Genomic DNA, 12247 nt, shown 5'->3' with positions numbered 1-12247 from the left:
ATGTGTATAAGAGACAGGACCTGGTCCCCGTCGGCCGCGGCGGCGAGCGCCGCGCCATCGCGCTGGCCAACCCCTCCCTCGGCGGCAGGCCCTTCGCCACGCCGACGCTGTGGGCCGCCATCCAGTACCTCATGCCCGGCGAGGACGCCCCCGAGCACCGCCACACCCAGCACGCCTTCCGCTTCGTCGTCGAGGGCTCGGGCGTGTGGACGGTCGTCGGCGGTGACCCCGTGCCGATGAACCGCGGCGACTTCCTGCCGCAGGCCGGCTGGAACTGGCACGCCCACCACAACGCCACCTCCGAGCCGATGGCCTGGATCGACGGCCTGGACATCCCGTTCCAGTACGTCACCGAGGCACAGTTCTTCGAGTTCGGACGCGACGAGATCAGCGACGCCGAGCGGATCACCCCCGAGCGCTCCCGCTCCGAGCGGCTGTGGGGCCACCCCTGTCTCTTATACACATGCCCCCTGCTGTCGTACAAGTGGGAGTACACGGACGCCGCCCTGCGCGACCAACTGCTGCTGGAGAAGGAGGGCTTCGGCGGCACCGTCGAGCCCGGCCACGCCGCGGTGCGGTACTCCAACCCGCACGACGGCTCCGACGCTCTGCCGACGATCCGCGCCGAGTTCCACCGCGTCGCCCGCGACGCCGAGACCGCGCCGGCGCGCGAGACCGGCTCCTCCGTCTACCAGGTCTTCGACGGATCCGGCGTGGTGACCGTCGGCGACAGGTCCTGGACGGTCACCCGCGGTGACCTGTTCGTCGTCCCGTCCTGGGAGCCGTTCTCCGCGAAGTCCGAGGCCGGTTCGTCCGACTCCGACTCGGGCGCCCTCGACCTGTTCCGTTTCTCCGACGCGCCCGTCTTCGAGGCGCTGAAGCTAAACCGCACCCAGAAGGACGCCTGACCATGAAACTCGCCACCCTCCGCACCGTCGACGGCACCCGGGCGGTCCGCCTCAACGGCGACATCCTCGTCGACCTCGGCTACGCCGACCTGGGCGAGCTGTTCGCCGAGGACGACTGGCAGGGCAAGGCCACCGCCGCGTCCGGCACCGCCTACCCGGTCGAGGGCGCCGACTTCGCGCCGGTCGTCCCGAACCCCTCCAAGGTGGTCTGCGTCGGCCACAACTACACCAACCACATCAAGGAGATGGGACGGGAGCTGCCCAGCTACCCGACCCTGTTCCCCAAGTTTGCCGAGACCCTGATCGGCGCGAACGACGACATCGCCAAGCCGGCCGAGACCGACACCCTCGACTGGGAGGTCGAACTGGCCGTCGTCATCGGCAAGCAGGTCCGGCGCGCCGACGAGCAGCAGGCCGCCGACGCCATCGCCGGCTTCACCGTCATGAACGACATCTCGCTGCGCGACTGGCAGTTCCGCACCATCGAGTGGACTCAGGGCAAGATCTGGGAGGCCACCACCCCGGTCGGACCGTACGTCGTCACCCCCGACGAGGTCGGCGGCGTACGCCCCGCGCTCGAGGTGCGCACGACCGTCGACGGAGAGGTCATGCAGCGGGACGACACCGGCACGCTGCTGTTCGACCCGGTGTTCCTGGTCCAGTACATCTCCGCCGTCATCACGCTGCGGCCCGGCGACATCATCGCCACCGGCACTCCGGCCGGCGTGGGCAACGCCCGTGACCCGAAGGTGTTCCTGCTGCCCGGCCAGACCGTCGTCACCGAGATCGCCGGCCTGGGCGCCTGCTCCAACAAGGTGGTCGAGGGATGACCGGCGCCCCGCGCACTCTCAACGACGCGTGCGCCTGGGCCAGTACCGGCACCGAGCTGCTGCTCGACGCCGTTGCGGGACTGGACGAGGATGCCTTCTCGGCGCCCAGCCTGCTGCCGGACTGGACGCGCAGGCACCTGGTGGCGCACGTCGCCGCCAACGCAGACGCGCTCGGCAACCTGGTGCACTGGGCGGCCACCGGCGAGGAGACGCCGATGTACGCCTCCGCCGAGGAGCGCGCCGCCGGCATCGCCAAGGGCCCCGCACTGTCGGCCGACGAGCTCCGCTCCTGGCTGACGGCCTCCGCGCACAAGCTGGCGGCGGGACTGGACGGACTCACCGACGAGCAGCGGGGGCGCGAGGTCGTCACCGCCCAGGGCCGTACCCTCCCCGCCACAGAGCTGCCGTGGATGCGGGCCCGCGAGGTGTGTGTCCACGCCGTCGACCTCGGCACCGGCGTCGTCACCTTCGCCGATCTGCCGAAGGGTTTCCTGACCGCGCTCGTCGCCGAGATCCGGGCGAAGCGCGGACTGGCCGAGCTGCCCGACGGCCCGCCGGCGGAGGTCGCCGCCTGGCTGGCGGGCCGGCCCCACTCGCTCGCCGGCGCCCCCGCGCTCGGCCCCTGGCTGTAGAGGAGTGCATCCCATGTCCCACCCTGATGTGATCGTCGTCGGCGGCGGCATCGGCGGCCTTGGCGCCGCCTTCTCGCTCACCCGCCAGGGCCTGGGCGTCCGCCTGCTGGAGAGCGCCCCCGCCTTCGGCGAGGTCGGCGCCGGCATCCAGCTCGCCCCCAACTGCACCCGCATCCTCGACGACTACGGCCTCCTGGAGGAGGCCAAGAGCCTCGGCGTGGTCCCGGACGCGATGGTCATGCGCGACGCCGTCGACGGCGACGAGCTGACCCGGCTCGACCTGCGCCACCTGGAGCAGCGCTACGGCTACCCGTACCTGGTCATCCACCGCAGCGACCTGCACGGCCTGCTGCTGCGCGCGTGCGAGCGCGCCGGTGTCGAGCTGATCAACGACGCGCAGGTGACCTCGTACGAGAACACCAGGGCCGGTGCCCGCGTGACCCTCGCCTCCGGCGAGACCCACGAGGCCGGCGTCGTGATCGCGGCGGACGGCCTGCACTCCGTCGCCCGCGGGCTGCTCGTCGACGACGAGCCCGTCTCCTCGGCGTACGTCGCCTACCGCGGCACCGTCCCCGCCGAGCAGCCGAGGGTGACGTCCGTCGACCTCGGCGAGGTCGTGGTGTACGTCGGCCCCCGTTGCCACTTCGTCCATTACGGCCTGCGCGGCGGCGAACTGCTCAACCAGGTCGCCGTGTTCGAGTCACCCAAGGCCCTGGCCGGGCGGGACGACTGGGGCACACCCGACGAACTCGACGCCGCCTTCGCCGACACCTGCGACTTCGTCCGCGACGGTCTCCCCTTCATGTGGCGGGACAAGTGGTGGCGGATGTACGACCGCAACCCGATCATGCAGTGGGTGCACGGCCGGATCGCGCTGCTCGGCGACTCCGCGCACCCGCCGCTGCAGTACATCGCACAGGGCGCGATCATGGCCGTCGAGGACGGCTGGGTGCTGGGCGAGCACGTCGCCCGCCACCGCGCCGAGGGCGGCACGGTCGACTGGAGCGCCGCGCTCGCCGCCTACGAGGCCGTCCGGCCCGAGCACTGCCGGCGCGTGCTGAGCACCTCCCGCGCCTGGGGCGAGTTGTGGCACCTCGACGGCCCTGCCCGCGAGCAGCGCAACGCCCTGCTGCGCGCCCGCGATACCTACGACTACTCCTTCACCGACTGGCTGTTCGGTCCGACCGCCGTGACGCCGGACCAGGAACCGGAGATGTTCACGCCGATCCCGCTGTCCTCGGCGCCGGTCGGCGAAGCGGCCCTCGCGGGGGGCGCGGCATGAGCGACGCTCATCTGTACGCGGCGACTCGCACCCCGTTCGGCCGGTTCGGCGGCGCACTCGCCGGGGTGCGCCCCGACGACCTCGCCGCGACCGCGCTGACCAGCCTGCTCGACAAGACCCCGGACCTGGACCCCGCCGCCGTCGGCGACGTGGTGTGGGGCAACGCCAACGGCGCCGGCGAGGACAACCGCAACGTCGGCCGGATGGCGGCGCTGCTGGCCGGACTGCCGGTGAGCGTGCCCGCCACGACCGTGAACCGGCTGTGCGGCTCCAGCCTCGACGCGGCGATCACCGCCTCCCGCACTCTGGAGTCGGGCGACGCCGACGTCGTCGTCGCGGGCGGCGTGGAGTCCATGACCCGCGCCCCCTGGGTGCTGCCCAAGCCGGACCGGGCCTTCCCCGCCCGCGACGTCATGGCCGTCTCCACCACCCTCGGCTGGCGGCTGGTCAACCCCGCGATGCCGAAGGAGTGGACGCTCTCGCTGGGCGAGTGCAACGAACTGCTCCAGGAGAAGTTCGGCATCTCCCGGGAACGCCAGGACGCGTTCGCGGCCCGCTCGCACCGCCTCGCGGCCGCTGCCTGGGACGAGGGCTTCTACGACGGCCTGGTCGTGCCGGTGGAGGGACTCGCCCGCGACGAGGGCATCCGCCCGGACACCTCCCCGGAGAAGCTGGCGGCCCTGAAACCGTCGTTCCGCCCGGACGGCACGATCACCGCGGGCAACGCCTCCCCGCTGAGCGACGGCGCCTCGGCCCTCCTGCTCGGCACCTCCGCCGCGGCCGGCCGGATCGGCCGGGACCCCCTGGCCCGGATCGCCGGGCGCGGTGTGCACGCGGTCGAACCGCAGATGTTCGGCCACGCCCCCGTAGAGGCCGCTGAGAAGGCGCTGCGCCGGGCCGGCATCGGCTGGGGTGACGTCGGCGCCGTCGAGCTGAACGAGGCGTTCGCCGTGCAGTCGCTGGCCTGCGTGGACGCCTGGGACGTGGACCCGGAGATCGTCAACACCCGGGGTGGGGCCATCGCCCTCGGACACCCGCTGGGCGCCTCCGGAGGCCGCCTCCTCGGCACCCTCGCCGAGGTGCTGCGGGACCGGCGCGAGCGCTGGGGCGTCGCGGCCATCTGCATCGGCGTGGGCCAGGCCCTCGCCGTCGTCCTGGAGAACGTGACAGGTGAGGTGAGCCAGGGATGACCACGACCATCGCCGCCACCACCGACGAGGCCGTCGCCGGCGTCGAGGACGGCTCCACCGTCCTGGTCGGCGGATTCGGCCTGGCCGGGATGCCGTTCGACCTGATCGACGCCCTCATTCGGCAGGGAGCCGGGGACCTGACGATCGTTTCCAACAATGCCGGCAACGGCGACGTGGGCCTGGCCGCGCTGCTCAAGGCCGGCCGGGTGCGCAAGGTGATCTGCTCCTTCCCCCGGCAGAGCGACTCCTACGTCTTCGACGACCTGTACCGGGCCGGCCGGGTCGAGCTGGAGGTCGTGCCGCAGGGCACGCTCGCCGAGCGGATGCGGGCCGCCGGGGCCGGTGTCGGCGCGTTCTACAGCCCGGTCGGCGTCGGCACGCCGCTGGCCGAGGGTAAGGAGACCCGGGAGATCGACGGACGCGTGCATGTCCTGGAGTTCCCCATTCAGGGCGACGTGGCGCTGATCTCCGCCCACCGCGCGGACACCAGGGGGAACCTGGTGTACCGCAAGACCGCCCGGAACTTCGGGCCGGTGATGGCCACGGCCGCCACCGCGGTGATCGCCCAGGTCACCGAGATCGTGCAGGCCGGGGGGATCGACCCGGAGACCGTGGTGACGCCCGGCATCTTCGTCGACCGACTCGTACGGGCCGAGGCCCGTCGGCTCACCGTGGAAGGGGCCCGATGATGACGTCCTCCGTGCCGGAGCAGACTGACCGCGCCCCGCTCACCACCGACGAACTCGCCGCGCGCATCGCCCGCGACATCCCGGCCGGCTCCTACGTCAACCTCGGCATCGGGCAGCCGACCCGGATCGCCGAGCACCTGCCGCCCGACGCCGGGATCGTGCTGCACACCGAGAACGGCATGCTCGGCATGGGCCCGGCCGCGACCGACGACGAGATCGACCCTGACCTCACCAACGCCGGCAAGGTACCCGTCACCGAGCTGCCCGGGGCGGCGTACTTCCACCACGCCGACTCGTTCGCGATGATGCGCGGCGGGCACCTGGACGTGTGCGTCCTCGGCGCCTTCCAGGTCTCCCAGTACGGCGACCTGGCCAACTGGCACACCGGCGACCCTGACGCGATCCCCGCCGTCGGCGGCGCCATGGACCTTGCCGTGGGGGCCCGGCAGGTGCTGGTGATGATGAAGCTGTTCACCCGGGACGGCGCGCCCAAGCTGGTGCCCGCCTGCACGTACCCGCTCACCGGGCCCGGCTGCGTCCACCGCGTCTACACCGACCACGGCGTCTTCGCCGTAGGCCCGGACGGCGTCCGGGTGCTGGAGACGTACGGCATCTCCGTGGCCGCACTGCGGGAGCGCCTGGACGTCGAGCTGACCGGCTGAGAGGCACGGGCTTTACGCGACGTCGTCACCGCGGGCTGTGCGTAAGCTGAGCGTTCGCCGTGCCGGGGCAGGGTTAGGATCTCCGGCATGGCGAACCTTCGTGAGGCACAGAAGCAGATGACCCGCCGTCTGCTGCTGGAGTCGGGACTGCAGCTCTTCAAGGCAAAGGGGTACGCCGCCACCACGGTGGACGACATCGCCACCACCGCGGGCACCACACGCGTCACCTTCTACGCGTACTTCCCCTCCCGCAGCGAGTTGATGCGGGCGCTCATCGACGAGCAGCTCAACGAGGCGCTCCAGCGCGTCCGCTCGCCCGAGCACGGCTCCACCGCCCAGGACCTGGTGGCCACCGTCGCCGACGGGTCGGCGGAGGCGATCATGGCGTGGCTGCGCCGGACCGCCGAGTGCTGGCCGGTGATCCGGCCGATCATCCGCATCGGCCGGGACGCCGCGGTGATCGACCCGGACCTGCCCGCCCTGGTGGAGAGCTGGCTGGAGGAGACCATCAGCGACATCGAGGACGGCCTCACCGCGGCCGGCCGGTTCGCACCCCACCAGCGGCACTTCCGGGGTGTGCTCGCCATGTCCCAGCTCGACTACGTGGCCCAGCACTGGGACGGCTCCGACTGGAAGCTGACCCGCGACCAGATGCTGGAGGAGCTCGCCGACAGCTGGGTGCGCCTGCTGAACTGACTGGTGCTCAGAGCCCCGCCGCAGTCTCCTGGAGCAGCGCCCGCAGCCACGCCACGAAGTGCTGGTCGGTCAGCCTCGGGTTCCACACCATGTCGATGCCGCGCTCGGGCAGCGGGAACGGGAACTCCTCGATCCGCAGATCGGACAGCCGTCGCATGGCGACGGCGACCTGGTGTCGCAGCAGCGCGACCCCGCCGGCGCGGGCCACCAGGAAGGGCACCAGCAGGAAGTCGGAGCACAGCTGCCCGACCCGGTAGGGGATGCCCCTGTCCTCCAGCACCGAATACGGGAAGACCCGTGGGTCGGTGTCGACCACGACGTGCGGCTGGGTCGTCAGCAGCTCCAGGGCGTCAGCCTGCGCGGGCGCGTCCGGCGAGGCCACCACCACGACCCGGTCGTCGTACAGCCGCTCGCGCGGATACGGCGAGAAGTGCCCCTCGGAGATCAGCACCACGTCGACGCCCTGCTCGGTGAAGGTCGCCTCGGTCGGCACCGTGATCGTGCGCAGCCGCAGCGTGGCGTGCGGGGCGCGCTCCCTGACGAGCAGGGTCAGCCGGGGGCCGACGACGAACGCCGTGCTCGTCGTCATGGCGACCGTGATGATCCGGCCGTCCGTCGCCGGGTCGAAGACCGGGAAGTTCACGATGCGCGCCGTCTGCTGCAGGGCGCTGCGCAGCGGCCCCACCAGTTCCAGCGCGCGCGGCGTCAGTGTGACCCCGCTGCCCTGCCGGACGACCAGGTCGTCCCCGAGGAGGCGCCGCATCCGGGTCAGGGCGTGGCTCATCGCGGGCTGGGACAAGCCGACGCGCTCGGCGGCCTTCGTCACCGACCGCTCCTCAAGGAGCGCGAGAAGGGGCACCAGGAGATTCAGGTTGACCGACGCCAGCCGGTCCAGGCCCGAACTCGTGGTGCCCCGTTCCTCCGTGCTCATGGGGCGCAGCCTACGCGGCCGCCTGGGTCATCCGGCGCAGCCGGGGGATCGGTAGGCGGTAGTCCAGGGCGACGACGTCGGCGGTGCCGTCGGCGTGCGGCCAGCGCATCAGAGCGGGCCCGCCGCCGGGCTCCCCGTCGACGTACTCCGGCTCGCCGTCCACGGGCAGGGTGCCGACCGCCTTCAGCCTCAGCCCGAACTGTTCCGTCCAGAAGTACGGCTGGAACCGCAGCGGCGGCGTCGCGTCCCCGTGCACGAGCGCCCGCGCCGCTACCTTCGCCTGCTCGATCGCGCTGCTCCACAGGGGGACACGGCGCCGCCCACGCGGCGTGGGGAAGGCCGCGAGGTCCCCGACGGCCGCCACGTCCGGCCGTACGAGCCCACGCGCGTCCACCTCGATGGCGCCCCGCGCAGTGAGCCCGGAGCCGGCGAGCCACTCCGTGTTGGGGACGTCGCCCGCGGCGGTGAGCACCACCTCCGCCTCCAGGACTCCGCCCTCGGCGAGCACGACCCTCGGCACCCCGCCGCCGCCCTCCAGCTGTGCCCCGGCGGTCTCCACGACGGTGAGTCCCCGCTCCCGCGCGGCCCGCACGAAGACGCCGGCCAGGTACGGGCCGAGCTGCTGCCGCAGGGGTGTGCCCTGCGAGACGAGAGTGACCTCGCAGCCGGAGGTCAGGCAGCCGGAGGCGATCTCCATGCCGAGCGGGCCGCCGCCCACCACGACGACCGACGGTCCGGCCGCCACCCGCCGGCGCAGGGCCAGCGCGTCGTCGAGCCCGCGCAGGGTGAGCTCGCCGGGCAGGGCGGACAGCCGCCGGGCCCGGGACCCGGTGGCCAGCACCAGCCGGTCGTACGGCAGGGCCGTGCCGTCGTCGAGGGAGACGAGCCGGCGGTCCGGGTCGAGGCCGGTCGCCCGCACACCGAGCAGTTCGGTCGCCCCGTGGCCGGCCGGCGGAAGCTCGTGCGAGGTCAGGTCGTCGCCGTCGAGCAGCAGCGCCTTGGACAGGGCGGGGCGGCTGTACGCGGGGTGCCGTTCGTCGCCGACGATGGTCAGCTCGCCGTCGAACCCGGCCTCGCGCAGCGTGTCGGCCGCGGTGAGCCCGGCGATGCCGTTGCCCACCACGACCACGCGCCCGGGGGGTGCGGTGCTCATGCGATCCTCAGGGCCGCGACGGGACACACCCGCACAGCTGCGTGGGCGAGGACGGCGTCGGCCGCTTCGAACTCCTCGCGACCCAGGGCGAGTTCACCCTCGTCGTCGAGGTGCATCAGCTGAGGGGCGGCCTCCTCGCACAGGCCGTGGCCCTCGCAGCGGGGGCGGTCGAGAACGATCTTCATGCGGGGATCACCTCCAGGACGGGGAGCTCCTCGATGCTCCGGGTGGTGTTGCTGGGGACGCGGACCTCGGGTCCGGCGACGAGGCGTCCGACCCGGTGGGACAGCGCCTCGATCACGGCGTGGGCCTCCAGCCGGGCGAGCCCTTGGCCCGCGCAGCCGTGCGGGCCGTAGCCGAACGACAGATGATCGACGGGATTGCGCTCGACGAGGAACGCGTCCGGGTTCTCGTAGTGGCGCGGGTCGCGGTTGCCGGCGCCGAACAGGATCGCGACCTGCGCGCCCGCCGGGATCTCGGTCCCTTCGATCGTGATGTGCCGTGTGACGCGGCGGCCCCAGGCGTGAACGGGCGCCCAGAAGCGCAGCACCTCGTTGAAGGCCGCGGGCACCAGCGAGGAGTTCTCGCGGACGAGGGCGAACTGGTCGGGATGGTGGGCGAAGAGGGCGACGAGGTTGCCGATGGCGGCGATGGTCGTGTCGACGCCGGCGCCGAGGTACTGGTGGATGATGTGGCCGGCCGTGTCCGGCGGGATGGTGCCGCGGGCCTCGGCGTCGAAGATGCCGCGTCCCACGGAGCCCTCGGCGAGGTCGTCGGCGGTGACCTGGGAGCACCAGGCGTACAGCTCGCCGGCGATCGGGAAGTTCTCGGCGGTGCGCTGGTTCATGGGGCCGAGGACCTGCATCGCGGCCTGCCCCCAGTGCAGCATGTTGGCGCGCACCTCGCCGGTGAAGCCGATGAGGTCGGCGACGACCTCCAGCGGGAAGGCACGGGCCAGGGCGTCGACGGCCTCGAAGGAGCCCTTCTCCACCAGTTCGGCGACCAAGGCGTCGGCCTTCGCCGTGATGGAGCCCTTCAGGCCGCGTAGCGCGCGCGGGGAGAGGTTCTCGGTGAGCGTGGCGCGCAACTGGGTGTGCACGGGCGGGTCGGACGCCAGCGACGTGCCGGTCAGAGCCTCGTTGGCCATCGGATTGAATGCGATCGACGTCGAGGAGAACGACTCCCAGTCGGCGAGGGCATCGCGGATGACGTCGTACCGCGTCAGCGCGTAGACGTCGTTGTGCGGCAGATGCACGACCGGACCGCGTTCGCGCAGCTCGGCGTAGACGGGGTACGGGTCGAGGACGACTTCGTCGGCGAAGAGGTCCACGTCGGAGGTGGGCGGGGTGCTCATGCCCCACAGTGAAATGCCCGGCCTCGCATCGAACAAGTGAATGCTTGGCATGCCTCGACATGCACCGCATGCATGCCGCATCTCCTTCCCGGACCCGCGCAAGGCGTCCATGACGCTCGCGCAACCGATGGCGAATTATTTTTTCGTGGTGTCTGTTTCATTGACGGTGTGTAAAGCGAATGGCTACCGTGAAGGCAGCCACAGGGTGCGTGGGCACCCCACACCGGAGATGTGAGGCATGCGCATGAGCGTCGAGAGAAACACCGTCAACACCGTCCTGGGCCCGGTGCCGGCCGCGGAGCTGGGTGTCGTCTCGGTCCACGAGGCGCTGCTGTCGGTGGTGCCGGGCGCCGAGCACGCCTACGACATCACCCTCGACCGCGCCGAGATCTTCGAGACCCTCGCCGCCCGGCTGAAGGACTTCAAGGCGCACGGCGGCGGCACGATCGTGGACAGCACCGGCATGTTCCACGGCCGCGACGTGCGGCTCTACGAGGCGCTCGCCCGCGCGACGGGCGTCCACATCGTCGCCTCGACCGGCCAGGGACCCGAGGAGATGCTCGGCGGCTACTTCCTCACCCCGCAGACCAACCCGCCGACGCCGTGGCCGGCCGAGAAGTTCGCCGACCTCTTCACCAAGGAGGTCACCGAGGGCATGGTCGTCCCGCGCGTCGAGCGGCGCGGCGCCGCCGGACTGGTCGCCACCGCCGCCACCCGCACCGGCATGACCGCGACCGACGAGAGTCTGTTCCGGGGTGCGGCCCGGACCGCGCTCGCCACCGGCGTCCCCGTCTCCATCCGCTACGGCAAGGACGCCCTGCAGGACCTCGACGTGGTCCTGGACGAGAAGCTGCCCGCCGACCGGGTCGTCGTCGGTGGACTGGACCGCAAGGACGCCGTCGCCGCCGGGGCTTGCCTGGAGGTCGCCCGCCGCGGTGCGTACGTCGCGCTCGACCACGTCGGCACGCAGGACGAGGGCCACGTGACGGACGCCGAACGCGTCGCCCTCGTACTGGAGTTGGCCGAGGCCGGCCTGACCGGCCGGGTCCTGCTGTCGGCCGGCGCCACCGGCGTCGCCAAGGGCCACCCCGGCAACGACCTGCCGTACAGCCACGTCCTGACCGACTTCATCCCGCTCCTCGAGGGCAAGGGCCTCGGCGAGGACGACGTACGGCGGATTCTCGTGGACAACCCGCGGGACCTGCTGTCGGTGCACTGAGCGCCCCGGCGGATACGGCCATCAAGTCTCTTTCTCAAAGGTGAGTGTTGTGTCGAGAGTGAACACGGTCCTGGGTCCCGTCCCAGCCGAGGAGCTGGGCATCGTCGCGGTCCACGAGCACATCGGTTACGGCATGCCCGGCTCCGAACTGGACACCAAGTGGTGGAAGACGCCCGAGCAGCGGTACGAGGAGACCGTCCCCAAGCTGCGACGGTTCCACGAGCTGGGCGGCGGCACCTTCGTCGACGCCACCGGCATCTGCAACGGCCGTGACGTCGACTACTACAAGTCCCTGTCCGCGAAGACGGGCGTGCACATCGTCGCCTGCACCGGCTTCGTCGGCGGCGATACCGCCCTGCCGCACTTCGCGAACGCCGGTGTCGACTACCTGATGCGGCAGTTCATCCACGAGATGACCGTCGGCATCGGCGACACCGGCAGCCGCGCGGGCGTCATCAAGGTCGGCGTGAGCCGGGGCGGCCGGATGACCGACCTGGACAAGCGGATCTACCGGGCCGCCGCCCGCGCCGCCCTCGCCACGGGCGTCCCCATCCTTACCCACCTCGCGATCGACGCCGAGAACGCCATCGCGATCTTCGAGGAGGAGGGACTGCCCCTGCACCGCGTCCTGTTCGGGCACGTCGACGACGGCGTCAACGCCGACAGGACCCGCGACGTGTGGATCGCCGAGCAGGGCGGCC

General features: G+C 71.9%; 14 protein-coding genes. 10 read left to right on the top strand and 4 right to left on the bottom strand.

The window, feature by feature from the left end:
• The 8 genes from IH13_RS0121540 to IH13_RS0121505 all read left to right on the top strand — a co-directional run.
• A partial coding sequence (locus IH13_RS0121540; RefSeq protein WP_063837474.1) for a cupin domain-containing protein occupies positions 1 to 908 on the top strand: 908 nt, incomplete at its 5' end.
• 2 nt (positions 909 to 910) lie between these two features.
• On the top strand, positions 911 to 1738 hold the full coding sequence (locus IH13_RS0121535; protein ID WP_031086875.1) for a fumarylacetoacetate hydrolase family protein: 828 nt from the start codon (positions 911 to 913) through the stop codon (positions 1736 to 1738).
• The gene (locus tag IH13_RS0121530; protein ID WP_031086873.1) at positions 1735 to 2370 is read left to right on the top strand and encodes a maleylpyruvate isomerase N-terminal domain-containing protein; all 636 of its coding nucleotides are present in this window, start codon (positions 1735 to 1737) and stop codon (positions 2368 to 2370) included. Before IH13_RS0121535 ends, IH13_RS0121530 begins: the two co-directional genes overlap by 4 nt.
• Positions 2371 to 2383: 13 nt before the next feature.
• Complete coding sequence (locus tag IH13_RS0121525; protein ID WP_031086871.1) at positions 2384 to 3652, top strand: FAD-dependent oxidoreductase; 1269 nt, start codon at positions 2384 to 2386, stop codon at positions 3650 to 3652.
• A complete protein-coding gene (locus IH13_RS0121520; protein ID WP_031086869.1) occupies positions 3649 to 4842 on the top strand; it encodes a thiolase family protein in 1194 nt (397 codons plus the stop codon). Before IH13_RS0121525 ends, IH13_RS0121520 begins: the two co-directional genes overlap by 4 nt.
• Positions 4839 to 5531, top strand: coding sequence for a 3-oxoacid CoA-transferase subunit A (locus IH13_RS0121515; RefSeq protein WP_031086865.1), 693 nt, complete (start codon positions 4839 to 4841; stop codon positions 5529 to 5531). The genes IH13_RS0121520 and IH13_RS0121515 overlap by 4 nt, the downstream gene beginning before the upstream one ends.
• Positions 5531 to 6193: a 3-oxoacid CoA-transferase subunit B gene (locus IH13_RS0121510; protein WP_031086864.1), complete on the top strand. Its 663-nt coding sequence runs from the start codon at positions 5531 to 5533 to the stop codon at positions 6191 to 6193. The genes IH13_RS0121515 and IH13_RS0121510 overlap by 1 nt, the downstream gene beginning before the upstream one ends.
• Positions 6194 to 6280: 87 nt before the next feature.
• A complete protein-coding gene (locus tag IH13_RS0121505; protein WP_031086861.1) occupies positions 6281 to 6889 on the top strand; it encodes a TetR/AcrR family transcriptional regulator in 609 nt (202 codons plus the stop codon).
• A 7-nt stretch (positions 6890 to 6896) separates the two neighbouring features.
• Here IH13_RS0121505 and IH13_RS0121500 read toward each other — a convergent pair whose 3' ends face one another.
• The 4 genes from IH13_RS0121500 to IH13_RS0121485 are packed head-to-tail and all read right to left on the bottom strand — an operon-like array spanning position 6897 to position 10327.
• Entirely contained in the window at positions 6897 to 7820 is a 924-nt protein-coding gene (locus IH13_RS0121500; protein WP_031086859.1) for a LysR family transcriptional regulator, read from the bottom strand.
• 10 nt (positions 7821 to 7830) lie between these two features.
• Entirely contained in the window at positions 7831 to 8973 is a 1143-nt protein-coding gene (locus IH13_RS0121495) for an NAD(P)/FAD-dependent oxidoreductase (protein ID WP_031086857.1), read from the bottom strand.
• Complete coding sequence (locus IH13_RS0121490; RefSeq protein WP_031086856.1) at positions 8970 to 9158, bottom strand: ferredoxin; 189 nt, start codon at positions 9156 to 9158, stop codon at positions 8970 to 8972. Before IH13_RS0121490 ends, IH13_RS0121495 begins: the two co-directional genes overlap by 4 nt.
• Positions 9155 to 10327 carry a cytochrome P450 gene (locus tag IH13_RS0121485; protein ID WP_031086855.1) on the bottom strand — a complete coding sequence of 391 codons (1173 nt, stop codon included), beginning with the start codon at positions 10325 to 10327 and terminating at the stop codon, positions 9155 to 9157. Before IH13_RS0121485 ends, IH13_RS0121490 begins: the two co-directional genes overlap by 4 nt.
• Before the next feature lie 244 nt (positions 10328 to 10571).
• Here IH13_RS0121485 and IH13_RS0121480 point away from each other — a divergent pair, with 244 nt between their 5' ends.
• Both IH13_RS0121480 and IH13_RS0121475 read left to right on the top strand, forming a co-directional pair.
• Positions 10572 to 11546: a phosphotriesterase family protein gene (locus IH13_RS0121480; RefSeq protein ID WP_031086854.1), complete on the top strand. Its 975-nt coding sequence runs from the start codon at positions 10572 to 10574 to the stop codon at positions 11544 to 11546.
• A 49-nt stretch (positions 11547 to 11595) separates the two neighbouring features.
• The coding region (locus IH13_RS0121475) for a phosphotriesterase family protein (RefSeq protein ID WP_031086853.1) at positions 11596 to 12247 on the top strand (652 nt) is incomplete at its 3' end.

It is taken from the genome of Streptomyces sp. NRRL WC-3549, assembly GCF_000721935.1.
Taxonomy (GTDB): domain Bacteria; phylum Actinomycetota; class Actinomycetes; order Streptomycetales; family Streptomycetaceae; genus Streptomyces.
This window is presented reverse-complemented; position numbering and strand designations above follow the sequence as displayed.